We start from the raw sequence: 23,750 nt of genomic DNA, 5'->3' as shown, positions 1-23,750 counted from the left end.
CGCACGACATAAAAAAAGACGCGGGCGCGTCGTATGTCGCCTGTAACATTTCTCGGGGTTCCAATCCCGGTACCTGAATTTGCAGGTGCGGGTAAAAGATACCGCGATTAGGGATTAACGGCAAGTGAGGTTGTGGAAGGTGGGTCGCAGAAAATAAAAGATCCTGTTGGTGAGGTATAGTTCTCTATGTATCAGCCAATTCGTTAAACCAGGTATCGATCCTCTTCCACAGTATGCAAAACATATCCATGCTTATGATAAAAAGCACAGATATTGATTTGATAAGGCTGGCCAGACTCATTTTTCTGGTATAAAGCATAGAGTTAAAACTTACAGGCATAACCCGGCCCTACCGGAGGAATGATAATGAAGGATAATATTGTTCAAAATATCGCTCATAAACTTTTTTTAGCAAGATCCGATGTGCTGGCGCATGAACTCACTGAACAGGAACTTTCTTTTTTACTGAAAGAGAAATTAGAAGGCTATTATTTAAAGGGCGATAAATTAATCTTTTCATCTTATGAAGATAGAGATCATTATGTTGTTCGTCATTATTTTTCAGAAACAGACAGTGATTGCGCCGATGCGGAGAAAACCATAATACAAACTGCTTTTAGCATATGGGAAAAGTCTTTGCGCGGCGATTGTTCAACCGCTGGCTTATTTCTCAGTTTATATGAAGATAAGATCAACGTATGGCAGGTGCTGCTCGCATCTAAACGTAACCAATATGAGGTTACATCTCTGGCCGATCAATTCATAAAGCATTCCAGAAATATAGATATAAACACTCTGTTTAATTTCTTCTCCGTCATTTACAAAAAACACAACCAATACGTTGGTACATTTACATTATTAGGAGAACGACTGACCAATAACCCTCAAAAATGTTATGAGATAATTAATAAATTTCATTCAGATATAAAACTAGAAACTCTTCACCTCTATAACATTACCTTATTTTCATTAAAAAAAGAAAACTATGCATCGGCTATTGATATTTTGCTCGATGATATAGAAAAAAATGACGTCATTTTGTCTCCTCAAGCACTGTGCATACTTGGCAGATTTGTAGAAATAAATAATATAGAATATCGTAACGATGAAATAAAATTAATCATCAAAGATAAGATTGCTTCTCCGGTTACAGATATTTCCAATGCTGCTATACAAGCAACCGTAAACACAATAGATAAAATACCTGATTTTTGTCAAATTATCCATAAGTTACTTAAGGATAATCATATAAAAACAATAACATTGCTTTGCCAAAGAATAGCCATAGCTAAAAACTTACAATCTCACGCTGACTTTCCTGACTGGATAAATACCATCTGTATTAACTCAGGAGATGATGTCGAACTCAGAGGACTAGTTTTTCATATTTTATCATCACTCACTGAAGATGAAACCAAACATCAGCTAGTGATTAGTTGTCTGTTTGTAATGATAAAAAATGGTTCTATAGTGATAAAATCTCAGGAAATAAAGAGCTTTTTATATAATGCTACAAAATCCAGTGAGTTAATAAATAAAATTTTTACATTAGCACTTATTGATAACATTCCAGAAATCGCCGAGTTTTCACGATTACTATCCACACATTTAATGGTTAATGATAGCAGTCATTTATTAAGTTATAGCCTTCCAATTATTAACAATTTTACAGAAAGAGATTTCATTTTTCTGGTACGAAGAACTCTGGGGTTTATCGTTAATGAAAAACATTTAATGTCGTCGATATTATCATTACTGAATGTTGATAACGCAAATAAAAGAACCGATAATCTTGTATTATCTGTTATATCCAATGAAATTGCCATAGACTATCCAAATTATGTAATTGATGTAATAAGCGAATGCAAAAATAAAATCGTGAATAAGAAAAACCATAAATTGAAAATATATGATGATATACTTACCCATACGGAAGACTATCTGAATTCTCTAAAAAAATACCCACGAAGAAAAGAATTCGAACCGCCTTCAGCGTATGTACTGTCCTTTCAAAAAGAACGGGATAAAGTCATGGCTAAAAATCAAGAGATCAGCAATGAGGATTCATTTTTATCTAAAATAGCCACCCGCATTCCACTAAAAGCAGGAATAGCCTCTTTCCATTACAATGATCGCTTTAATACCGGGTATAGTGAACCGTCGTACCTTCATCCATTTTCGAGTAGCTATTCTCTCCCACGAAGGCATGTTATGGACAATGTTGGCTATGAAATACGTACGGTAATGTTCAGGACAGCAAAAAAGGATACAATATGAAGGTATTAATTTCTCAATATATTCGAACATTGAAAGAGAGAAATGAACTCGACAGACTATTGCCTAATTTATTATTATCAATGGATATCGTTCCTCTATTTACTACACAAACTGGCACAAGACAATATGGTGTCGATATTGCTGCAATAGGTAAAGATCCTGACGATGGAGAAAAAAAACTATTTATATTTGTAATTAAACAAAAAGATCTAGGTAGATCTGAATGGGATTCTGGACCACAATCCATAAGACAGAGTTTAAATGAAGTTTTTGATGTTTACCTTAGAAAGCATTTACAACCAAAACACAAAAAGTTACCAAAGAAAATCATATTATCCACCAGCGGTGATATGAAAGAAGAAATAAATCAAAACTGGGCCGGATATCTGGATGTTCATAAATCCTATGAGTTTGATTTCTGGGGAGCAGACAAACTTTCCACTTTTATTGAAAAATACATGTTAAATGAACATATATTTAACGACATTGACAGAACCGACTTAAGAAAATCTCTATCATTGATTAGTGAAAATGATTATTCACGGATTGATTTTCATCGATTATTACTACGAACACTGATGCTTGATAATGAAGGAAAAAAAATTAAAGAAATCAAGAAAGCAGAATTGGAGAAGTCAATCCGCACCTGCTATCTCGCAACTAATATATTAGCTTACTGGGCGATACAGGATGGCAACACCAAGCAAGCTTTATTTGTATCCGAACGATGCTTGCTATGGGTATGGCACCGGATCAATCTTGAAAAAGATCCAAAAAAATACTTCTCTGCTTTTGAAGTTATATGGCAAGGTTATATTAACATTTCTGCTGAATATTTTTCCAACCTTCAGCCATATTTTCATGAAAAATATCTTGTTTCTTTATACTCAACTGAAAGTTCCCTGGTCAATATAACTGTCTTTGAACATATTGGTTTACTTGCAACTCTCGGATTAAATAATTTTCTCCTCGCACTTAGAAAAGATAATAATGATGGAGTACTTCACATTCATAATGCCGAAATCGTTGCTGATAGCTTGTGTGCATTAATCATAAACAATCCCGCATCTGGTTCACCACGTCTTGATGAGAATGTCATTGAAATTACTCTAGGATTAATATTTCTTTCTCTGATGGGGAGAAAAGAAACTATTGAAAATTGGCTTAGAGAACTAATTTCGAGGCTGGACTATGTACTTAGGATTGGACGAGAACATCCAATATCAACAGACTCTATTGACGATCTCATCAGTATGGAATGCAATAGCAACGATACATATTTAAAAGAAAAAACAACAAGCATGTCCTGGATGATTCCCACCTTAATGGGATGGTGTGTAATACTGGAAAAAGAAGAAGGATATCGCGCATTATTAACAGGTATAAAAGAATCATATACTAAAGTATGCTCTCAGCTATGGTATCCAACGAATGATCTTTATAAACATCTTTACTTTCATCCAGCACAATCCTTCACTGGTGAAACTGAGGCACCAATAACATTCCCTGATAATATGAGTGATTATAAAAACAGAATGGATGAGCTACGGGAAAATGAACGATATAATATTTTCAAAAATTCAAGTGCGGTACAGGCAGGTTTAACTATACTCGATTTCATTGCCTGCCGACATTTTAGAACACCTGTACCCTCTGTTCTTTGGTATGGAATGCAAAAAAAACAGAGTGATAACTGACTTTTTTGTATTTTATATCACTACTCACCAATGGGCAGTATCTTAAAGCCCATTGGTACCTTTTAGAAGTATCTTTTGATTCATGATGTTGCCAGCCTGTTCTTTACTAAAGAGTTCTAATCCAGAGCGTCTGCTTTAGTAGAGATAACTGGTATTTATAACGTTCAGTCACTAATTTTAAAGCAATTGCGCCAAGAGACATGCCAAAAATTAATGCCCAGACAAACCCTAGCAAGGTATCTGCATAGCCAGAAAAACCGTCTCCCCAGAGAAAAAACGAAAAATTAACATCCCATCCAAAAAATTCTTTCATAAACGGAACCGAAAATGCCAGTAACGCAAATACTGCTGTTTTCTCACCAAAGAAAGCTTTAACGCGATTTTCATTGGCGGTAATTTTTTTTATCAGTTGAAGTTCTGCATACTTGAGTTCATTTTCATCATAGCGGCGCAATGCTGCTACATGCCCTTCATCTTCCTGAACTTCCTTCAGAAAACGAGTCAAAGTCATTGTTTTCCATTTAAATAGACCTAATAACATCAATGCTGGCTCAACTAATAAAGTAAATATTCCACTCAACATCATCAAAATGAATAAAAATTTACTCACTAAGATGAATAGCTTCTCAGGAAAAAATGCGTAGATTCCAAGAGGGAGTAACATTAGCAGTAGGAAAATAGAACTAACGATCAACCCACGTAAAGAAAGTCTTTTAGCTAGAAGCTCTAATGGATCGGCCTGATTTGATGTAATGCGCTCACAACGATTCAAATATCCCAGTATTTCATCAACCCGATACAGCATTTCTATTCCCTGAGTAATTTTATCTAAACACAGAATTTAATGCAGAATGGAAGAAATATATCTGCTAAATACTCTCCACCAAATCCCCCAAAGTCACCATGAGCATCATCGGATCTATCAGCGATGGCTCGAACCCCACGCGCAGGTAAAACTCCCGCGCTTCATCCGACAGAGCGTGAACCAGCATCCCACGAATGCCGATAGTCTCCGCCACCTGAATCACCCGCAGCCCGGCATCCCGCATCAGCGCCCGTCCAACGCCCCGCCCATGCAGCGATTTATCCACCGCCAGACGGCCCAGCACCACAACCGGGATCGGGTCAGGCATATTGCGGCGAAAGCGACCTGGAGCGGTATTCGTCGTGACCGCGCTGGACGCCAGCGAGTAATAGGCCAGCACGTTAGAATCGCTGCCACAACACACAAAGGTACGGGACGCGCCAGTGGTCTGATTTTTCATCGCCCGCTGTTTCAGCCAGTTATCCATAGAATCCACACCGCAGCAAAACGGAGTAAGAATATGTCCGGCATGAAGCGGCTCAGGGGCGGAGATCATTTTTCCTGCTCCCACGGCGCAGGGGTCTGCATGGTTTTACGCAGTGCGGCATTAGGTGCAGGAGTCTGATCCAGGCGAGCCAGAAATTCCTGATAAGCCTGCGGATCGGCCATAATAATGCGTTGCTCAATCAACGCTTCCTCAGCGGCAGCGCGGGCGGCCTCCAGCACAAAGTCAGTGCGGTTTTTCCCTCTGGCTTTCGCCGCCCGATCGATAAGATCGCGCTCAGCGGGCCTGATGCGCAGGTTCAGAGTTTCGCGTTTCATCGCCATACTGTTTGCGGCTGGCATAGTGTTGTCCTCTTGTGTTTCTGTGGATATTAAGTATACAGCACGCGTAACGTAGATGTCATTACGATAAATTTATAAGGAATCGGAGTATCGAACCAAAAGGTTTTCTACTTATTTTAATCCACCATTATGATTTACAAGCAAAAATACGGATCAACCTATGGGTCTTGACAATATAAGGGGAAAGAATTTATGATAAAAATCAAATTGATAAGTAACTGAATGTTCCCGAGTCCAGGCACCACTATCTAAAGAACCCGCCCAAAAGGCGGGTTTTTGCTTTTCTGCGGCCGGACTCTCCATCGAACTTCGTTCGATTATTCGCCGCACGGCAGTCTTAATTTGCAAGATATTGGGTGGAAACTCGCTTATCAGAAGTTATACCCAAAACAACATGCTAAATCCGGTCAAAACGACGATACAAGCGACATTCAAAAACAGGCCGGCGCGCATCATCTCCTGCTGCTTGATATGGCCGGTGGCGAAAACGATAGCGTTTGGCGGCGTCGCCACGGGCAGCATAAAAGCACATGAAGCCGCAATGGCAATCAATACCGACAGAATCACAGGCGACATGCCGAACGCTTCGGCCACTGAGGCAAATACGGGAATGAGCAAAGCGGCGCTGGCCGTATTACTGGCAAACTCGGTTAAAAACACCACGAATGCTGCAATCACCAGGATAATTATAAATATCCCCATATGAGCCACCATCCCGCTAATCTGGTTTGCCAGGAACAGGCTGGTGCCCGTCTCTTTCAACACATTACTTAAGCAGATACCGCCGCCGAATAATAACAGCACGCCCCAGTCAGCCGTTTTCTCTATATCCTTCCAGTGAACCACCCGGGCGAAATTGACTAATATAATGGCGCCTAAAGCCACGATGGTATCGAAGGATTTAAAACCGCCCAGCAGATCGTTAATAGGTCCGCTGAAAATCCAGAAGAATACGGTAAGGCCAAAAATAGCCAGGGTGACTATTTTGCCTTTATCCCAATCGACCTGTTCACTATTCGTTTCGAAGGTCCCCTTAAGTTCCGGCCTGAACACGAGGTAAAGAATCGCAATAGCGACAGGCAGTAAGACGATCATTGCCGGGAAACCGAACTTCATCCAGTCAAAGAAGGAGAGCCCCACCTCGGCGGCGGCAATCGCATTCGGTGGACTGCCGACGATGGTCGCCATTCCGCCAATGCTGGCGCTATAGGCAATACCGAGGAGCACAAACACATAGGTCGAATGGCGGTTTTTGCCATCGACTTTACTCAGGATCCCCAATACCAGCGGCATCATCATTGCGGCCGTCGCCGTATTACTGATCCACATTGACAGCAGCGCCGTCACGCCAAATAGCATAAAGACCGCGAGGCGCATTTTGCCCCTTGCCATCGCTAATACCTTATCGGCAATGACTTTATCCAGCCCCTGTACATGCATCGCCGCCGCCAGAGCAAAACCGCCGAGGAAAAGGAATATCGTTGAGTTGGCGAAACTGTTTAGCGCCGCCTGGGTATTAAATACCCCCAGCAGCACGGCCATGACGGGAACCATGATTGCCGTAACGGTCACGTGCAGCGCTTCCGTTAACCATAATACGGCGATAAAAGCGAGCATACTCAGCCCCATGACCACCTTCGGCTCATAGGGTAGCGTGTTGTAGAGAACGATAAACAAAACAATATCGAGCAAAATGATGATGCTGTTACGATTAAAAAACCACTCGTGGGTATTGGTGGGTAAAGGACTCATGTCGTTTTTATTCATAGTAGCTTCCTTGTAACTGGTTACGACTGAATCATTACATGTATATGTCCTTCAGGTATAAATTATGTTCCTGTTCTGTTAACTGGATCGTACCAGACAATTTCCCGCCTGAATGACACCCAGGTCAGGATATTTCTGGAAAGAGGTTCCTGATAGAGGCGGTTTATTGAAGCGAGCAGACCGACTTTATTAGCTTTAATTTCCTTCATCTGAATTTCTGTCGTTGGCTACCGCGCCGGTATACGCGGCGTTGATAGTTTCACCAACACCTAAAATAGCCCCAGAGATCCATCGAATATTTTCGGCAATCCATTTCTGAAATAGAGATAAAGCAGCGCGTAAAAACGGATAATTCGGTGAAAAACCGGGCAAAAGCGCGCTATTCTGGAAATCAACACGCCCAGGCGGCTAACAACCTTTCCCTCCGGACGGCTAAAAAGCATCTTATATTCCTTTTTGCTCTTAGCGGCAGACAAAAGTTCTTTAAAATGCCAATTTTGCAGCCCTACCATTCAAATCATCTCGATACGAATGGGCAAAATGTTATGTCAGTTTTTCATTCCGTAAGCGACCTGATTGGTCATACTCCCCTGCTGCAGCTCCATAAGCTGGATACCGGCCCCTGCAGCCTGTTTCTAAAACTGGAAAATCAAAATCCCGGCGGCTCGATAAAAGACCGCGTCGCGCTATCCATGATTACGCAGGCAGAGCGCGAAGGGAAATTAAAACCCGGCGGCACGATTATCGAAGCCACCGCCGGCAATACCGGCCTCGGTCTGGCGCTGATCGCCGCGCAGAAAAATTATCGCCTGATTCTGGTGGTGCCGGACAAAATGAGCCGCGAGAAGATTTTCCATCTGCGCGCGCTGGGAGCGCAGGTGCAGCTTACCCGATCGGACGTTAACAAAGGCCATCCCGCCTACTATCAGGACTACGCCCGGCGCCTTGCCGACGAAACGCCAGGCGCCTTTTATATCGACCAGTTTAATAACGAGGCTAACCCGCTGGCGCATGCCACCACCACTGCCCCGGAGATCTTCCAGCAGCTGGATGGCGATATCGACGCGATCGTCGTCGGCGTCGGCTCCGGCGGAACGCTCGGCGGGCTACAGGCCTGGTTTGCTGAGCACTCCCCTGAAACGGAATTTATCCTCGCCGATCCGGCGGGCTCCATTCTGGCGGACCAGGTCGAAACCGGGCGCTACGGCGAAACCGGCTCCTGGCTGGTGGAAGGGATCGGCGAAGACTTTATTCCGCCTCTGGCCCATCTTGAAGGCGTCCGCAGCGCATACCGCGTCACCGACAGCGAAGCTTTCGCTACCGCCCGCCAGCTGCTGCAGGTTGAAGGCATTCTGGCAGGCTCCTCTACCGGAACGCTGCTCACCGCCGCCCTGCGCTACTGCCGGGCGCAGACATCCCCTAAACGCGTGGTGACCTTCGCCTGCGACAGCGGCAATAAATATTTATCAAAGATGTTTAACGATGACTGGATGCGCCAGCAGGGCTTTTTAAGCCGTCCATCGCGCGGCGATCTCAGCGATTTTATCGCTCTGCGCCACGACGAAGGGGCAACCGTCACCGCCGCGCCGGACGATACCCTGGCGGCCATCCTCGCGCGTATGCGCCTCTACGACATCTCGCAGCTGCCGGTGCTGGAAAACGGCCGCGTCGTCGGCATCGTCGACGAATGGGATCTGATTAGCCACGTCCAGGGCGACAGTCAGCGCTTTTCTCTGCCGGTCAGGGAAGCGATGACCCGTAACGTGGAGACCCTGGATAAGCACGCGCCGGAAAGCGCGCTGAAGGCCATTTTCGATCGCGGCCTGGTGGCCGTTATCGCCGACAACGATCGTTTTCTTGGCCTCATTACCCGCAGCGATGTGCTGACCACCTGGCGTAACCGACTCGAACAGTAAGGACTTCTCAATGACAAATTTGCATACCCTGAGCGTACATAGCGGCACATTTACCGATGAACACGGCGCGGTGATGCCGCCTATTTATGCCACCTCCACCTTTGCTCAGCCCGCGCCGGGCCAGCATACCGGGTACGAATATTCGCGCAGCGGCAACCCGACCCGTCACGCGCTGGAGACGGCGATTGCCGACCTGGAAAGCGGCACGCGCGGCTACGCCTTTGCTTCCGGCCTTGCGGCCATCTCAACCGTGCTGGAGCTGCTGGATAAAGACAGCCACCTGGTCGCCGTCGACGACGTCTACGGCGGCACATACCGGCTGATTGAAAACGTTCGCCGCCGCAGCGCCGGCCTGCGGGTGAGCTGGGTGAAGCCCGACGATCTGGCGGCCATCGAAGCGGCTATTCGGCCCGATACGCGCATGATCTGGGTTGAAACGCCGACCAACCCGCTGCTTAAGCTGGCCGACCTCAGCGCCATCGCCGCCATTGCGCGGCGGCATAATATTATCAGCGTCACCGACAACACCTTCGCCTCGCCGGCGATCCATCGTCCGCTGGAGCTGGGCTTTGATATCGTGGTGCATTCGGCGACCAAATAACTTAACGGCCACTCCGATGTGGTCGCCGGGCTGGCGGTGGTCGGCGACAACGCCGCGCTGGCGGAAAAGCTGGGCTACCTGCAAAACGCGGTCGGCGGCGTCCTCGACCCGTTCAGCAGCTTCCTGACGCTGCGCGGTATTCGTACCCTGGCGCTGCGTATGGAGCGCCACAGCAGCAATGCGCTGCTGCTTGCCGAGTGGCTGGAGCAGCAGCCGCAGGTCGAAAGGGTCTGGTTCCCGTGGCTGGCCTCGCATCCGCATCATCAGCTGGCGCGCAGGCAGATGGCGCTTCCCGGCGGAATGATCTCCGTGGTGGTCAAAGGCGACGATGGCTACGCCGAGCGGATCATCCGCAAGCTGAAGCTATTTACCCTCGCGGAGAGCCTCGGCGGCGTGGAAAGCCTGGTGAGCCAGCCGTTTAGCATGACTCACGCGTCGATCCCGTTGGAGCAGCGTTTAGCCAACGGCATTACTCCGCAGCTGATTCGTCTGTCGGTAGGGATTGAGGATCCGCAGGATCTGATCGCCGACTGGCGTCACGCGCTGCGCGACTAAGCAGATTGCCCGGCGGCGGCTAACGCCTTGCCGGGCGACAAGATCCCCCATCACATCAGGCCCGCCGCCCGGCAGAGAATTAAGCAGTCTACCCGTTCTGGCCCTGCCCCTGCAGAAGATGCTCAACAAATCGCGTCAGCTTCGGCAGCGGCCGCAGATCCTGCCGCCAGAGCAGGTGAATCGGCCTCGGCTGCGGGGTATACGCCTCGAGCACGCGCACCAGTTTGCCGCACTCGAGCGCATCCGCCAGCAGCACTTCCGGCTGCAGCAGCAGCCCGGCGCCGGCGATCGCCGCCGTTCGCAGCGCGTAGCCATCATTACAGCGCAGAACAGCGTCGCGCTTCCAGCGTACGCCCTCCTCCGCGCCCGGCAGCTTCCACTCATTGCGCGCGGTCCACACCGTATGCGACAAACAGAGATGATCGACCAGGTCCGCAGGCGTTGTCGGCGTACCGTGGCGGGCTAAATACCCGGGCGCGGCGCAGATCGTCATCCGGTAGGGCGCGAAATACTTTGCCACCAGATCGTTATTGCGGATCTCGCCGATGCGGATCGCCAGATCGATGCCCTCATCCACCAGATCGACCATCCGGTTGGTCAGATCCAGCTCCACGCGCACGTCGGGCCAGGCCTGCAGAAACGTGGCGGTCAGCGGGGCAATCACGCAGGCGCCAAACGACGTCGGCGCGCTTATCCGCAGCGTGCCCGCGGGCGCGACCCGTAGTCTCTCCACTGAACTTTCGGCGATGGAGACCTGCTCCAGGACGCGTTTCGCCTCGTCAAAATAGACCCGCCCGGCGTCGGTCAGGCTCTGGCGGCGGGTATTGCGCTCAAGAAGACGGGTATTAAGCTGCCGCTCGATCAGCGCGATATATTTCCCGACCATCACCGCCGACATCTCGAGCCGCGCTGCGGCGCCGGTAAAGCTTCCGCACTCCACGACCGCAATAAAGGTCTCCATCGCCCGCAGCTTATCCATATTACAAACCCCTGGTTAGCAATCATTTAACTTTTAGCCAGTTTATCCGATATTTGTTTTATTAAAGAATAGCCTCTCACCCGAGAGAGGAACCTGCTATGAAAATCATCATTATTGGCGCCAGCGGTACCGTTGGCCGCGCGGTTGCGCAAGAATTAAACCAGCGTCATGAAGTCATTCTGGTCGGCCGCACTCAGGGCGACTATCAGGTCGATATCACCTCACAGCAGAGCGTGCAGAACCTGTTTGCGAAAACCGGTCGGGTAGACGCGATTGTTTCCGCCACTGGCAATCTCTTCTTTGGCCCGCTGGCGACCATGACCGACGGCGATTTCAACCAGGGCCTACAGGATAAACTCCTGGGGCAGATTCGCCTGGCGCTGACCGGCCAGCATTATCTGAACGACGGCGGTTCTATTACGTTGATTAGCGGGATCGTCGCCCATGAGCCCATCGCTCAGGGCGTCAATGCCACCACCGTCAACGCCGGGCTGGAAGGATTCGTTCGCGCCGCCGCCTGCGAACTGCCGCGCGGAATACGTATTAACCTGATTAGCCCCACCGTATTAACGGAATCGGCGGCAGCCTACGACGGTTTCTTCCCCGGTTTTACCAGCGTCCCCGCCGCCAGCGTGGCTCAGGCCTACCGCCGCAGCGTAGAAGGTGTTCAGAGCGGACGGATCTATAAGGTCGGCTACTGACCGGCGCCGCTGCGGGCCGGAATTACGCTGCCGGCCCGCGACGGCGCTTACATCCTGTTTCATCAACGGCTACACTGATCCTTCAATTTGCCTTTTTGAATGACTCATGTTGAAGAAACTCGTTTTTATTGCCCCGCTTTTGGCGCTTATCGCTCTACTTATCTGGTGGTTCACGCCCCGCTACGCCGAAGAGGACGTCGCGTACTACCGCTCCGTCTTCTGCGTTATTGACCATCAGGACAGCCGTGCGTTTCTCCGCGATATGGAAAATATGATTGAAGGCGGCAATTCGGATTATGCGCTGCATAAGACCCACTACGTGCCCGCTCTGGGCCAACGGATGCTGGACACCTGGCAGCAGTTGACGCCGGAAGAGCAGAAAAGTATCAGCCAGGACCAGCAGCGCTGTCGCCAGCTGATGAGCGAAAAGCAGCGCCCGGATTAAGGCGTATTACTGCGCAAAATGACTCGCTGACAATAATAGAAAATAACATTCTGCTGCGACGAGCGGAATGTTAAACATAAACATGGCGAATGAATAACAGTATTTAGCGCGCGAAAAAGTTATATTTAATCGATATCCCGACGTTATTATCACCCTATTTATTTTAAAAAAATCGTTCTGGAAATAATTCCGTCACAATCTCCTCTTATATTTCCAAGCCTTAATAAACAGTAAATTATAACCAATAATTATCGAGGCTTATTTTGATTCGCTATATTCCCGTTTCGCTCTCTCTGGTCGCCGCCGCCGTTTCCGGCGTGCTCTACGCTGCGCCGATAAATACGCCCGTACTCGCTACGATGGATAATTTCCGCGATATCGCTGGCACGACGTCTGTTTATACCACCAGCCACGACGGCACCCTGCGCACCGGCGTTTTTTATCGTTCTAATGCCCTGGCATTATCCTCCGCGGACCAGGCGACGCTGAGCACGCTCGGTATCAGCGATGTTTATGATTTGCGCACGGCCAGCGAAATCGCCAGCAGCCCGGACGTGATGCCCGACGGGGCGCGATATACCCATATTGATATCATCGGCAACACCGCTTCGGGCAGCAACATCACCTCAATAACGTTCAGTAGCGCCGCTGAAGCCAAAGCGATGATGCAGCAGACCAACGTCTCCTTCGTCAGCGATGCCGGGATGCGCGCCCGGTTCACCACGCTATTTAACGATCTGGCCAGCGCCGACGGCGCAGCGCTGTTCCATTGTACCGCGGGCAAGGACCGCACCGGCTGGACCGCCGCGATGCTGCTGAGCATTGCCGGCGTCGATGAGGGGACCATTATGGAAAACTACCTCGCCACCAACGACTATACCCGCCAGCGCGTCGAAGCGACCCTGGCGATGATGCCCCCCGCCATGGCGGCGATTTACGAGCCGCTGCTGGGCGTCGATGCCAGCTATCTTCAGGCCGGGCTGGATGAAATCAGCCGCGAGTACGGATCGGTAGATAACTATCTGAAGCAGGGCCTGGGGCTGTCGCAGGAGACGCTCTACGTCCTGCGCGGCAAAATGGTGCAGTACGGCCAGCTGCCGGGACAAAGCGAACTGCGGGGGAATGCGGCGCAGGGCGCTGCGCTGCTTAACGCCCTGCAAAACAGCGAGCTATCGGGCCGCTACACCGACTATAACTATTATCTGCAATCGGCCATTGATGCCGGAACCCTCGGCGGCGTGGAGACTCAGGTCGGCGGGCAGATTTACGCGGACGCCGCCAGCTACCTGCTGCGCAGCGGCTCGCGATTAGACAGGGCGTTAACGCCGAATATTGATAGCCGTCAGCTGCGGGATGGGGAAGGAAAACTGTGGCTGACCGGGCTTAGCGGCTATCTTGGCACCGATGGTTCCGCCCGCGCCGCCAGCAGTAATGAGCATACCACCGGCTCGCTGCTGGGCTATACCTGGCGGTTTAACGCGCAGCTTAGCGGCTACGGCACTCTGGGATATAGCTGGGGCTCGCTGGGCAGCGCCAGCGCCGATGCGGATGCCAACACCACTCTGCTGGGGTTCGGCGGTCGCTATGCTTTTGAGGATTTAAATCATGGCCTCTTTGCCGCCGCCGATCTTAACGCAGGCTGGATCGATTATAGCAGTACGCGCCGGCTGAATGGCGGGCTGGGTACGGCCACCGGCGATACCCATGGCCAGCTGGTTGGCGGCACGCTGCGCCTCGGCTACGTCAGTCCGCTCGATTTTGCCAGCGTTGAGTACGCCGTCGGGACCCGCCTGACCCACCTGCGGATGGACGCTTTCCGCGAAAGCGGCAGCGAGCTGGCGCTCAACGTCGACCGCGTCAGTGAAAATAACGCCAGCGGTATTGCCAATGTGAGTATCGCATTTCATTCGCAAAACGGCGGCGGCTGGCGCTTCACGCCGGCGATAAATATCGGCTATGAACACAGTTTCAGCGGCCCTTCGGTACGCACTCAGGGACAGGTTTATCACTATGAGGTCGTACAGAACGCGGCCTTCGATAGCCGTGACATGGTCAACGCTGGCGCCAGTTTGAGCATCACGCGCGGTGCGCTGAGCCTGAACCTTGGCGGCCAGGCTGACGTCGCCAGCGGCGGCGACAGCCACGGCTACAGCGGCAGCCTTAGCGTGGGCTACGCCTTTTAAACATCCCCAGCAGGCCGCCGCCGCGGGCGGCTTGCTCTTAGCCACGAAATTGCAAAGCGGTTAAACATACACCGCCGAGGATCGGCGCATTTTTCGCCGCCATGGGCAAAACGAAACGCTGGCAGGAAAGGTAAAACAGAAATTATGTTTCAATCCGCTACTGGCAGCGGCAATCATCAATCTGATGCATGATTGTCCTTACCATAAAAAGTAGTTGATCTGGTATCGACAAGCTCTTATTTTGCTTCTCAGTTTTTAAACGAGATGAAACTGATGCCTACTATTACAGCCAGTAGTATGAAAGAAGCAAAAGAGTTAATGAATTGTGGGAAGTACAAAGAAATCGTTCTCAATTTCGATATTGATGCTGACGATTTTTTCACCCTCGCAACATCCCAGTCAGTAACAAAAGTCACCATCACAGACAGAAATAATCGCTCATCGGTCAAAGCAGAAAAATAATAAAAACCCCTGAGGCTCTTCTTATGCTGTTAGCTATTGGTACCGTCGCTGTTGCTTTTCTTTCCACGTTGATGCTGATCTGGCTTGACGATCGCATTACCGACCAGGATTAACGACCCGGGCCGGCGATAAGCCGCAAAACCGCCCGCCTCTGTGTTTCTCTCGCCCGTAGCCATCGGCTGCGGGCGATTCAAAAAACCCGCCAATCCCGTTTTCACATTACGCACTGATGATTTTCGCCCGCCGGGCAGGTCATGCATTCGCATAAAAACAGGGGCTTAAAGAAGAAAACGAGAAGGGAGCCCCGCGCCGCCGACGGCGCGGAGCACGGCGATTACAGCGACTTCGCCAGGCGCTCGACGGCGGTCATCAGACCCTCTGTCGACACCGTCGAGTAGGACAGGCGCAGCGTGCGGGTATCCGGGTTATCGTTATAGAACGCTTCTCCTGGTACGTAGACCACGCCATTTTCCAGCGTTTTCTTCATCCATTCCATGGTATCGAACGGATAACGGAAGCGAGCCCACAGGAACATACCGCCTTTAGGACGGCTGAACGCCAGATGCTCGCCAAGCTGCGATTCCAGCGCGTCGGCCAGCGCCACGCACTTCTTGCGGTAATCTTCGCGGATCAGGGCAATCTGGCTTTCCAGACGGTTCATGCTCAGGTATTCCGCGGTGATGACCTGCGAGAGCATATTAGTGTGCAGATCCGCCGCCTGTTTAACGATCACCGTCTGCTGCGCCAGCCACTCCGGCATCACGATCCAGCCAATACGCATCCCCGGCGCGAGGATTTTGGAGAAGGTGGAGGTATAAACCACCTGATCTTCACAGCCCAGCTCAACCGCATACTGATACAGCGGGCGGCGTACTTCATCAGTGAAGCTGATTTCACCGTACGGATCGTCTTCGATAATGACGAAGTCGTGCTTTTTCGCCAGCTCAACCAGGCGGCGGCGACGCGCTTCGCTGAGGGTTTTCCCGCCGGGGTTGCCAAACGTCGGTACCAGGTAAACGGCTTTCACACGCGTGGTTTCCAGCAGATCGGCCAGCTGTTCCACCAGCATGCCGTCATCGTCGGTATCCACGCTGAGAATATTGGCCTGCGCCAGCTGGAAGACCTGCAGCGCCGCCAGATAGGTCGGACGCTCAACGACAATCGCATCACCCGGATCGAGCAGAGTGCGGGCGACGATATCCAGCGACTGCTGCGAACCGGAAGTGATATAGACATGGCTTGCCGAACAGGCCACGCCGCGCGCCTGACACAGTTCGCTAACGGCCTGACGCAGCGGCGGATAACCTTCGGTCAAACCGTACTGGAACGCATCGTTAAAGCGCCCGTTCATCACCTGCTGCACCGCCAGGTTCAGGCCTTCGGTATCAAAAAGCTCCGGGGCCGGAATACCGCCGCCCAGAGAGATAACGCCGGGCAGCTTACTGTGCTTGAGGAGTTCGCGGACGGCGGAGGGCTTAAGTTCACCCGCGCGGGCGGCGAGTCGCCGATCGTGCATACTATTTTCCTTTTCTGTCTTGTTGTTGTGATGTTTTATCTGTTTTTTACCGATAATTCCCCCGGTCGCACTATGCTCACTGGGGCTACGGGTTCGTATGTTCGGTAGCCCGGACAGATGCGCAGCATCGCCTCCGGGATATTCCCCAGCATCCTGCGGCCTTCCCCCGGGGGCGGCGCGATGCGCCTTGCCCGGACTACAAATGCCGCAGGTGACGAGAACCGCAATCCGGGGCCAAACTTAACGGCTATCTGTGTCTTTTAGCACGATTAACGGCTCAATATCGCTCTCTTTTTTAACCACCAGAGAATCATCTCCGCGCAGGCAGGTCCCGCCGTAGTTACCGCCGACGGTGAAGGTGCAAACCTGGATGTATTTGCCATCCACTTTTGGCAGGCACCACAGCTGCTGGTAGATATTTTTGCGGTCGAAAAACTGGCCGCTGGTTTTATCCAGCACTTCGTCCTGCGGGCCAATCAGGTCGATATTGTTGCCGCAGCGGCCCGAGATAGGCTTAACCGCATAGCCGCTTTCCGCCAGCTGCTCGTTGACCACAAAATCAGTATCCAGAAGATAGCGATGATTGGGGAACAGCGACCACAGCACCGGCAAAATCGCCTTGTTGCCGGGGATGACCGTCCACAGCGGCTCGAAGACTAATACTTCCGGGCGCAGCAGGACGTCTATCAGGCGCACTTCATTATTCGGGTGTCCGGTACGTATCGGCACCGCTGCGTACTCATCGGCGCTGACTTCCCGCACCTGCTCAATGGCGGTCTCCCATGCCCAGGTTTTCCAGACGCAGTTGACCAGACGCCCGTCGGCATCAATCAGCTGCCCGGCGGCATCCCAGCGCAGCTCATCCAGGCCAAACAGAATTTTGCTCTCGAAGCCGGCCTGAGTCAGCGAACGCTGGATAAACTGCGCGTGGTAGTTCTCCTCCAGATCCTTATCCTGCATGATGTGCACGAAAGGACGCGCCCGGCTGTGCTTCCACGCTCCGGCCAGCTCATCCAGCAGATTTTCCGCCGGGTTGTGACCGGTGCCGTAGTAGCCCTGCTTCAGCCACTGCTCGAGGATCAGCCCGCCTTCGGTATGGCAGGACGCGGAATCGGCGTTGTACTCATACACCTTGAGCCCGCGCTCATCCATACAGAAATCCATGCGGCCGGTAATCATATGATGGCGACGGCGCTGCCACGAGAGGCGCAGACGCGGCCAGAGAATTTTCGGAATATCGAACAGCGCCAGCAGGCTGTCATCCTTCATCACCTTGTCGGTGGCGTGCAGGTACATCAGATGCAGCTCATTGGTGGCTTTGATAAGCTCCTGCTCGGCGCTTTCGGTGATGGTGAAATACTGGTAAGGGTCTTTATTGATGACGTGGCCGTTGGCTTCCACGTAGGCTTTTTGCAGTGAATCTTTCTCGTTGAGCCAGTTGCCGCGGTATTGGCCTTTATTCGGCAGACGCGCGCCTTTGATGGCCATCGCCTCACCCGGCAGCACCGGCTGCGGCAGGCTGTGCTCGGTATCGGCGGTTTGAATCATCCAGCCGAGGATTTCGGTATCGGCAAAGGTGTCTTTAATCGTGTAGAGGCCGTTTTTCACTTCCAGCGTCAGCTCGCGGGTCCACTGCTGGCCCTGCGGCAGCGGCGAGTGAATGACGTTCTGTTCGGCGATCCTGACCTTATTCCCTATCAGTTGCGTAATCACCGCCACGTGGCCCGTGTGCTTAAACTCGCCGCCTTTCTGCCAGATCAGCAGTGAGCCGGCGAGAGGCGGACGGCGGGAGCCGTTGGCGAACGCCTGCAGCGGCAGAATATTGTCGTTGACCACCTCGCGGAGAAAACGCAGGGAGAAGATTTCGTAGGCCATGCCGACGTCGGTGAAAACAAAACCGTAGGTGAGGAACAGAAAGCGGCGCGCGAACTCCACGCACTGCCATTTGTGCCCCATATACTCATTACCGATATAGCTGCGGAACGTGGCGTCATCCGGATAATCTTGCGGATTTAAGCTACTGTAATTAGAAGAATAAATCGCCACGCCGCCCGGTGCGTAGCCTAATAGTGTACCAAACGGGGCGTCACTGCTTGTGGAACCTTTGCTCATTTAGCCTGACCTCAAATTAATGCAGCCCGGGCAGTTGGCGAAACAAAACTCCCTCTTCTTATCCTGCCGCAGGCACTTACCAGACAGAGGTGGAATGATGATACCACTCATTCGATTCGCTAATCGTGCCCTTAAGGAAAATAAGCCTGCGCCCCCGGGCAAAAGTGATATCGTTATTTGAGATAAAAAAACAATCAGGAGTCGACAATGAGCACACCATCGCATCTGACCGCCCAACCGCTGGTCTGGGGGCATGGCCCCCGCACCTTTGAGGTGTTCCTCGAACCCACCTGTCCTTTCTCCGTGCGGGCATTTAATAAGCTTGATGACCTGCTGGATGAAGTTGGCGCGGATAACGTGACGATCAAAATTCGTCTGCAGTCTCAACCGTGGCATCTGTTTTCCGGCGTCATCGTCCGCTGCATTCTCGCCGCGTCCACCCTGCCGCACGGCCGCGAGCAGGCGCATAAGGTGCTTAAAGCCGTCGCCGACCACCGCGAAGAGTTTGAGTTTACCGACCACTGCAGCGGGCCGAACATGAACGCCACGCCGCAGCAGATTATCGAGCGTATCGAACGCTATAGCCACGTCTCGCTGGCCGCGGCGTTTGCCCGCCCGGAGCTGCAAAACGAGATCAAATGGCATAGCAAGTACGCGCGCCAGAACGGCATCCACGTGTCGCCGACCTTTATGGTTAACGGCCTGGTGCAGGCGGATCTCGGCAGCGGCGACGACGTCAGCGTATGGGCCGCGCGGATTCTGGCTTAGTACAACTCTCCCGCGCCGGCGCGGTAGCGCCAGCGACACGACATCAACACCTCACTAAAAAGGCAGATCAGCATGTCAGAGAATAACTACCAGCCACCTAAAGTGTGGGAATGGAAGCAAAACAACGGCGGCGCATTCGCCAATATCAACCGTCCCGTCTCCGGCGCAACGCACGATCGGGAGCTGCCGGTGGGGGTGCATCCGCTTCAGCTCTATTCGCTGGGGACGCCCAACGGCCAGAAAGTGACCATTATGCTGGAAGAGCTGCTGGCATTAGGCGTCAGCGGCGCGGAGTACGACGCCTGGCTGATTCGCATCGGCGAAGGCGATCAGTTCTCCAGCGGCTTTGTCGAGGTTAATCCGAACTCAAAAATCCCCGCGCTCCGCGACCACTCCACCACTCCGCCGACCCGCGTTTTTGAATCCGGCAGCATCCTGCTCTATCTGGCGGAAAAGTTCGGCTTCTTCCTGCCCAAAGATCCGGCAGGCCGCGCCGAAACCCTCAACTGGCTGTTCTGGCTGCAGGGCTCGGCTCCGTTCCTCGGCGGCGGCTTTGGCCACTTCTTCAGCTATGCGCCGGTGAAAATCGAATACGCGATCGACCGCTTTACGATGGAAGCCAAGCGCCAGCTTGACGTGCTGGACAAGCAGCTTGCCCGCGGCCTTTTTGTGGCAGGAGAGGAGTACACCATCGCCGACATGGCCATCTGGCCGTGGTACGGCAACGTGGTGCTGGGGAATGTTTACAACGCCGCCGAGTTCCTGGATGCCGGTAGCTATAAAAACGTGCTGCGCTGGGCGCAGGATGTGGGTAAGCGCCCCGCCGTTCAGCGCGGGCGGATGGTTAACCGCACCTCAGGCCCGCTCAACGAGCAGCTTCACGAGCGCCATGACGCCAGCGACTTCGACACGCAAACCGAAGATAAACGCCAGGCGTAGCGCCCATGCCCGCCGGAGGCTTCCGCCTCCGGTTTTTAGCGCAAATACTTCTCAAACCACGCCAGCGTGCGTTGCCAGGCCAGGTCAGCCGCGGCCCGGTCATAGCGCGGCGTGGAGTCATTATGAAAGCCGTGGTTAACACCCTGATAAATATAGGCCTCGTAGACTTTATTGTGTGCCTTCAGCGCTTTTTCATAGGCGGGCCAGCCTTCATTAATGCCGCTATCGAGTCCGGCATAATGCAGCAGCAGCGGCGCTTTAATTTTATCGACCTCATTCAGCGGCGGCTGGCGGCCGTAAAACGGCACCGCGCAGGCCAGCTCAGGGATCGCCACCGCCGCCGCGTTGCTGACGCCGCCGCCGTAGCAGAACCCGGTGATACCGACCTTCCCCGTCGCCTGCGGATGCTTCGCCATAAACGCGACCGCCGCAAAGAAATCATTCATCAGCTTCACGGGATCGACTTTCTGCTGTAGCGCGCGGCCTTCATCATCATTACCGGGATAGCCGCCGACGGAACTCAGGCCATCCGGCGCCAGCGCGATATAGCCCGCTTTCGCCACCCGCCGGGCAACGTCTTCAATATAGGGATTCAGGCCGCGATTCTCATGAACCACCACCACGGCGGGCGCTTTGTCGGCTATTTTCGCCGGCGTCACCTGATAAGCCCGCACTTCGCCGTGGCCGTCAGGAGAAGGGTAATGAATATACTCCGGGCGGATATCCGGGTCGGTAAACGCCACCTGCTCCGCCAGAGCATAGTCGGGCTTCAGCAGGTTAAACAGCGCCAGCGCGGTCATCCCGCCGACGGTATACTTCCCCGCCAGCTGGAGAAACTCGCGTTTGCTGATTTTGCCGTGGGCGTAGTAGTCATAGTATTCGAGCAGCTGCTGCGGAAAATCTTTGGCCGTTAGTCGCGTCATCACCCTGCCTCCGTTATTAAGCGCCCTTTAAGCAAAGCAGAAGCCCGGACATACGCCAGCGGAGAAAAGCAGAAACGGGGAGTAAAAAGCCCAGCGGCCAACGCCGCCGGGAGAGGAGGGATCAGTGTTTCACTTTGGTCAGACGATCGAGGTAGCCCATCACAAAGGCCGACAGCACAAAGGTCAGGTGGATGATGACGTACCACATCAGCTTATTGTCCGGGACGTTTTTCGCATCCATAAACACCCGCAGCAGATGAATGGAAGAGATCGCCACGATGGAGGCGGCAACCTTATTTTTCAGCGAAGTGGCGTCCATTTTGCCCAGCCAGCTGAGCTTCTCCTTGCCCTCGTTGATATCCAGCTGGGAAACAAAATTTTCATAGCCGGAGAACATCACCATCACCAGCAGACCGCCCACCAGGGTCATATCCACCAGCGACAGCAGGGTCAGAATCATATCCGACTCACTGACGCTGAAAATATGCGGCAGTATGTGGAAGATCTCCTGAAAAAATTTGATGGTCAGCGCAATCAAACCGAGCGAAAGGCCAAAATAAACCGGCGCCAGCAGCCAGCGCGAGGCGTACATAGCATTTTCCAGAAAGCGTTCCATAAGATCCTGTCAGTTAACATAAACGGCCGCCATTATACCGCAACAGGGCAACGTTTATGCAACATCCAGCCGCCCGCATTATCTGCAGACGGCCAGAAACGGTTTCTTTATAGGATGACCTCAAAGTCCTGCAAAGCGCAGTAGCCCTCGCTTTGCAGGCCATCCATTGAAGCAGCCAGCAGGCCAAATTTCGCACCGACCCATTTCCCCTTCCCGGCAGCAAAACAAAGGGGAACCCCCTGCCACTCCTCCTCCTCAGCTCGCCAGGAAAATTGACACAAGCCGCCTTCGCCTACGGCAACCTGCAGCTGACACTTGCCGCGCTTAAGCTCAGCAAGAACCTGACGAGTTTCGCGCACAACGCCCGCATCGCTCATCCAACCGTGTCGCCACACGAGCCGGCAACTCCCTTGCCCAAACTCCACCAGCAAAGCGGCGTAGCGTTCGCCGTATACGATCAGGCCTCCGGCATCACCGTCCTGAGCGGCATATAACGTTACGCTTGTTTTCGCGCTAAAAGTTAGCGCCGGGAATTTCTGCAGCAACAGCTGCGGCGCCCAGTATAACGCTCTCTGTCCATCGACTTGGGATAATGGGGTGCAGCGTAATCGGAGTTCGCCTTCCGCCGGCAGCAGCCACTCAGGGCTGGGGTTAGCCTGCCACTGCCACTGTATTCCCGGTTGGCCTTGCGCAAAATAGTCGCTGGTTTGCGGCGCCAACGCCGGTGAAGGCGTTAACCCTTTCGGACGCGGCCAACGTAAAACCGGCTGTCCGACGCCGCAACTGCCAATCTGCTCACCGATACGCGGCCAGCCGTCGTCACCCCAGAACATCGGCTGGAGGTGAACCACGCGGCCATAGAGATGTAAGTCCTGGAAATGAACAAACCAGCATTCGCCCTTCTCGCCCTCCACCCAGCCGCCCTGATGTGGTCCATTTATCGATGTGTTTCCCTGGAAAAGCACGTTTTTGGCTTCCCAGGGCCCCGTCATCTGGCGCGCGCGCAGCACCGTCTGCCAGCCATTTTCTACCCCGCCCGCAGGAGCAAAGATGTAGTACCAACCGGCGCGTTGATAAACCTTTGGCCCCTCAAGGGTGGGTAAATCGCAGCAGCCGTCATAGATAATCTGCCCTTCGCCCAGTAATTCGCTGGCGTCCGGCGCCATCGCAAACAACTGCAGTTTATGCTTAATGCCGCTGCGGCTATGGGCGAAAGCATGTACCAACCAGGCCTGACCATTGTCGTCCCAGAACGGGCAGGGATCTATCCACCCTCTGGCCTGACGCAGGCAGTGCGGAGCGCTCCATTTCCCCCACGGGTCCTCGGTATGGCAGATAAAAATACCTTCATCTGGGGTGCTGAAGCAGACCCACAGCTTGCCATCGTGCCAGCGAATCGATGGCGCCCATACGCCCTTACCCGGCTGATACCGGTCATAACCCGGTAGCGGCAGTTCATCCAGAACGTGGTTGATAATAGTCCAGTTAACCAGGTCCGTTGAATGCAGGATCGGTAAAGCGGGCACATGGTTAAAACTGGAAGAGACCATAAAGAAATCATCCCTTACGCGCACGATATCCGGGTCGGAATAATCGGCGCATAAAATAGGATTCTGGTATTCAGAAGGGGTCATATTTCGCA

Annotated in this window: 21 protein-coding genes and 1 pseudogene; 10 read left to right on the top strand and 12 right to left on the bottom strand. The window is 52.3% G+C overall.

Annotation, left to right across the window (positions count from 1 at the left end):
* Positions 1-366 precede the first annotated feature (366 nt).
* Both SIK97_RS24930 and SIK97_RS24925 read left to right on the top strand, forming a co-directional pair.
* Positions 367-2,277, top strand: coding sequence for a hypothetical protein (locus tag SIK97_RS24930; protein ID WP_182094789.1), 1,911 nt, complete (start codon positions 367-369; stop codon positions 2,275-2,277).
* On the top strand, positions 2,274-3,974 hold the full coding sequence (locus tag SIK97_RS24925) for a hypothetical protein (RefSeq protein ID WP_032692861.1): 1,701 nt from the start codon (positions 2,274-2,276) through the stop codon (positions 3,972-3,974). Before SIK97_RS24930 ends, SIK97_RS24925 begins: the two co-directional genes overlap by 4 nt.
* Before the next feature lie 106 nt (positions 3,975-4,080).
* Here the strand turns inward: SIK97_RS24925 and SIK97_RS24920 are convergent, their stop codons facing one another.
* From SIK97_RS24920 to SIK97_RS24900, 5 genes are all read right to left on the bottom strand, one after another.
* Positions 4,081-4,779, bottom strand: a complete 699-nt coding sequence (locus SIK97_RS24920) for a hypothetical protein (RefSeq protein WP_032692862.1) — start codon at positions 4,777-4,779, stop codon at positions 4,081-4,083.
* Positions 4,780-4,843: 64 nt separating this feature from the next.
* Complete coding sequence (locus SIK97_RS24915; protein WP_057173841.1) at positions 4,844-5,335, bottom strand: GNAT family N-acetyltransferase; 492 nt, start codon at positions 5,333-5,335, stop codon at positions 4,844-4,846.
* Positions 5,332-5,625 (bottom strand): DUF1778 domain-containing protein, encoded by a 294-nt coding sequence (locus tag SIK97_RS24910; RefSeq protein ID WP_032751264.1) that lies wholly within the window; start codon positions 5,623-5,625, stop codon positions 5,332-5,334. Before SIK97_RS24910 ends, SIK97_RS24915 begins: the two co-directional genes overlap by 4 nt.
* Positions 5,626-6,003: 378 nt before the next feature.
* Positions 6,004-7,392, bottom strand: coding sequence for an SLC13 family permease (locus SIK97_RS24905; protein WP_032751266.1), 1,389 nt, complete (start codon positions 7,390-7,392; stop codon positions 6,004-6,006).
* 269 nt (positions 7,393-7,661) lie between these two features.
* Positions 7,662-7,904 carry a hypothetical protein gene (locus SIK97_RS24900; RefSeq protein WP_004854184.1) on the bottom strand — a complete coding sequence of 81 codons (243 nt, stop codon included), beginning with the start codon at positions 7,902-7,904 and terminating at the stop codon, positions 7,662-7,664.
* Between the two features lie 33 nt (positions 7,905-7,937).
* On the opposite strand from SIK97_RS24900, the gene SIK97_RS24895 reads away from it, so the two are divergent.
* Positions 7,938-9,308, top strand: coding sequence for a pyridoxal-phosphate dependent enzyme (locus tag SIK97_RS24895; protein ID WP_025105933.1), 1,371 nt, complete (start codon positions 7,938-7,940; stop codon positions 9,306-9,308).
* 10 nt (positions 9,309-9,318) lie between these two features.
* Positions 9,319-10,464, top strand: a pseudogene (locus tag SIK97_RS24890) (trans-sulfuration enzyme family protein).
* Between the two features lie 88 nt (positions 10,465-10,552).
* On the opposite strand, the gene SIK97_RS24885 reads toward SIK97_RS24890, so the two are convergent.
* Positions 10,553-11,443 (bottom strand): LysR family transcriptional regulator, encoded by an 891-nt coding sequence (locus SIK97_RS24885; RefSeq protein WP_047722910.1) that lies wholly within the window; start codon positions 11,441-11,443, stop codon positions 10,553-10,555.
* A gap of 98 nt (positions 11,444-11,541) precedes the next feature.
* Here SIK97_RS24885 and SIK97_RS24880 point away from each other — a divergent pair, with 98 nt between their 5' ends.
* From SIK97_RS24880 to SIK97_RS24865, 4 genes are all read left to right on the top strand, one after another.
* Positions 11,542-12,144 carry a short chain dehydrogenase gene (locus SIK97_RS24880; protein WP_047722909.1) on the top strand — a complete coding sequence of 201 codons (603 nt, stop codon included), beginning with the start codon at positions 11,542-11,544 and terminating at the stop codon, positions 12,142-12,144.
* A gap of 106 nt (positions 12,145-12,250) precedes the next feature.
* Positions 12,251-12,589 carry a hypothetical protein gene (locus SIK97_RS24875; protein WP_032692867.1) on the top strand — a complete coding sequence of 113 codons (339 nt, stop codon included), beginning with the start codon at positions 12,251-12,253 and terminating at the stop codon, positions 12,587-12,589.
* Between the two features lie 263 nt (positions 12,590-12,852).
* A complete protein-coding gene (locus tag SIK97_RS24870; protein WP_046877674.1) occupies positions 12,853-14,772 on the top strand; it encodes a tyrosine-protein phosphatase in 1,920 nt (639 codons plus the stop codon).
* A gap of 273 nt (positions 14,773-15,045) precedes the next feature.
* Positions 15,046-15,234 carry a hypothetical protein gene (locus SIK97_RS24865; RefSeq protein WP_032751274.1) on the top strand — a complete coding sequence of 63 codons (189 nt, stop codon included), beginning with the start codon at positions 15,046-15,048 and terminating at the stop codon, positions 15,232-15,234.
* A 334-nt stretch (positions 15,235-15,568) separates the two neighbouring features.
* On the opposite strand, the gene SIK97_RS24860 is transcribed toward SIK97_RS24865, so the two are convergent.
* From SIK97_RS24860 to SIK97_RS24850, 3 genes are all read right to left on the bottom strand, one after another.
* Entirely contained in the window at positions 15,569-16,750 is a 1,182-nt protein-coding gene (locus SIK97_RS24860; RefSeq protein ID WP_047722908.1) for a PLP-dependent aminotransferase family protein, read from the bottom strand.
* Between the two features lie 240 nt (positions 16,751-16,990).
* Complete coding sequence (gene gss, locus SIK97_RS24855) at positions 16,991-18,862, bottom strand: bifunctional glutathionylspermidine amidase/synthase (RefSeq protein ID WP_009654105.1); 1,872 nt, start codon at positions 18,860-18,862, stop codon at positions 16,991-16,993.
* A gap of 76 nt (positions 18,863-18,938) precedes the next feature.
* Complete coding sequence (locus SIK97_RS24850) at positions 18,939-19,082, bottom strand: hypothetical protein (RefSeq protein ID WP_305955792.1); 144 nt, start codon at positions 19,080-19,082, stop codon at positions 18,939-18,941.
* Between SIK97_RS24850 and SIK97_RS24845 the strand changes: the two genes are divergently transcribed.
* Together SIK97_RS24845 and yghU are read left to right on the top strand one after the other, a co-directional pair.
* The gene (locus tag SIK97_RS24845; protein ID WP_014839560.1) at positions 19,070-19,630 is read left to right on the top strand and encodes a DsbA family protein; all 561 of its coding nucleotides are present in this window, start codon (positions 19,070-19,072) and stop codon (positions 19,628-19,630) included. The genes SIK97_RS24850 and SIK97_RS24845 overlap by 13 nt on opposite strands.
* 72 nt (positions 19,631-19,702) lie before the next feature.
* Entirely contained in the window at positions 19,703-20,569 is an 867-nt protein-coding gene (yghU, locus tag SIK97_RS24840) for a glutathione-dependent disulfide-bond oxidoreductase (RefSeq protein ID WP_057173079.1), read from the top strand.
* Between the two features lie 35 nt (positions 20,570-20,604).
* Here yghU and yghX read toward each other — a convergent pair whose 3' ends face one another.
* The 3 genes from yghX to SIK97_RS24825 all read right to left on the bottom strand — a co-directional run bounded on the left by yghX (position 20,605) and on the right by SIK97_RS24825 (position 23,742).
* Positions 20,605-21,492, bottom strand: coding sequence for a YghX family hydrolase (gene yghX, locus SIK97_RS24835; protein WP_025105929.1), 888 nt, complete (start codon positions 21,490-21,492; stop codon positions 20,605-20,607).
* Between the two features lie 121 nt (positions 21,493-21,613).
* On the bottom strand, positions 21,614-22,108 hold the full coding sequence (locus SIK97_RS24830) for a TIGR00645 family protein (protein ID WP_004105804.1): 495 nt from the start codon (positions 22,106-22,108) through the stop codon (positions 21,614-21,616).
* A 107-nt stretch (positions 22,109-22,215) separates the two neighbouring features.
* The gene (locus SIK97_RS24825; RefSeq protein WP_032692871.1) at positions 22,216-23,742 is read right to left on the bottom strand and encodes a glycoside hydrolase 43 family protein; all 1,527 of its coding nucleotides are present in this window, start codon (positions 23,740-23,742) and stop codon (positions 22,216-22,218) included.
* Between the last annotated feature and the right edge of the window lie 8 nt (positions 23,743-23,750).

It is taken from the genome of Klebsiella sp. JN_Kp126 (genome assembly GCF_033843325.1).
Lineage (GTDB): Bacteria > Pseudomonadota > Gammaproteobacteria > Enterobacterales > Enterobacteriaceae > Klebsiella > Klebsiella michiganensis.
This window is presented reverse-complemented; position numbering and strand designations above follow the sequence as displayed.

Excerpts from the sequence above, each read along its gene's own strand:
- SIK97_RS24885 (WP_047722910.1), bottom strand. The coding sequence starts at position 11,443 with ATGGATAAGCTGCGGGCGATGGAGACCTTTATTGCGGTCGTGGAGTGC.
- SIK97_RS24865 (WP_032751274.1), top strand. The coding sequence starts at position 15,046 with ATGCCTACTATTACAGCCAGTAGTATGAAAGAAGCAAAAGAGTTAATG.
- SIK97_RS24850 (WP_305955792.1), bottom strand. The coding sequence starts at position 19,082 with ATGGTGTGCTCATTGTCGACTCCTGATTGTTTTTTTATCTCAAATAAC.
- SIK97_RS24845 (WP_014839560.1), top strand. The coding sequence starts at position 19,070 with ATGAGCACACCATCGCATCTGACCGCCCAACCGCTGGTCTGGGGGCAT.
- SIK97_RS24925 (WP_032692861.1), top strand. The coding sequence starts at position 2,274 with ATGAAGGTATTAATTTCTCAATATATTCGAACATTGAAAGAGAGAAAT.
- SIK97_RS24875 (WP_032692867.1), top strand. The coding sequence starts at position 12,251 with ATGTTGAAGAAACTCGTTTTTATTGCCCCGCTTTTGGCGCTTATCGCT.
- SIK97_RS24860 (WP_047722908.1), bottom strand. The coding sequence starts at position 16,750 with ATGCACGATCGGCGACTCGCCGCCCGCGCGGGTGAACTTAAGCCCTCC.
- SIK97_RS24830 (WP_004105804.1), bottom strand. The coding sequence starts at position 22,108 with ATGGAACGCTTTCTGGAAAATGCTATGTACGCCTCGCGCTGGCTGCTG.
- SIK97_RS24920 (WP_032692862.1), bottom strand. The coding sequence starts at position 4,779 with ATGCTGTATCGGGTTGATGAAATACTGGGATATTTGAATCGTTGTGAG.
- SIK97_RS24915 (WP_057173841.1), bottom strand. The coding sequence starts at position 5,335 with ATGATCTCCGCCCCTGAGCCGCTTCATGCCGGACATATTCTTACTCCG.
- SIK97_RS24930 (WP_182094789.1), top strand. The coding sequence starts at position 367 with ATGAAGGATAATATTGTTCAAAATATCGCTCATAAACTTTTTTTAGCA.
- yghU (WP_057173079.1), top strand. The coding sequence starts at position 19,703 with ATGTCAGAGAATAACTACCAGCCACCTAAAGTGTGGGAATGGAAGCAA.
- SIK97_RS24910 (WP_032751264.1), bottom strand. The coding sequence starts at position 5,625 with ATGCCAGCCGCAAACAGTATGGCGATGAAACGCGAAACTCTGAACCTG.
- SIK97_RS24825 (WP_032692871.1), bottom strand. The coding sequence starts at position 23,742 with ATGACCCCTTCTGAATACCAGAATCCTATTTTATGCGCCGATTATTCC.
- SIK97_RS24905 (WP_032751266.1), bottom strand. The coding sequence starts at position 7,392 with ATGAATAAAAACGACATGAGTCCTTTACCCACCAATACCCACGAGTGG.
- gss (WP_009654105.1), bottom strand. The coding sequence starts at position 18,862 with ATGAGCAAAGGTTCCACAAGCAGTGACGCCCCGTTTGGTACACTATTA.
- yghX (WP_025105929.1), bottom strand. The coding sequence starts at position 21,492 with ATGACGCGACTAACGGCCAAAGATTTTCCGCAGCAGCTGCTCGAATAC.
- SIK97_RS24880 (WP_047722909.1), top strand. The coding sequence starts at position 11,542 with ATGAAAATCATCATTATTGGCGCCAGCGGTACCGTTGGCCGCGCGGTT.
- SIK97_RS24895 (WP_025105933.1), top strand. The coding sequence starts at position 7,938 with ATGTCAGTTTTTCATTCCGTAAGCGACCTGATTGGTCATACTCCCCTG.
- SIK97_RS24900 (WP_004854184.1), bottom strand. The coding sequence starts at position 7,904 with ATGGTAGGGCTGCAAAATTGGCATTTTAAAGAACTTTTGTCTGCCGCT.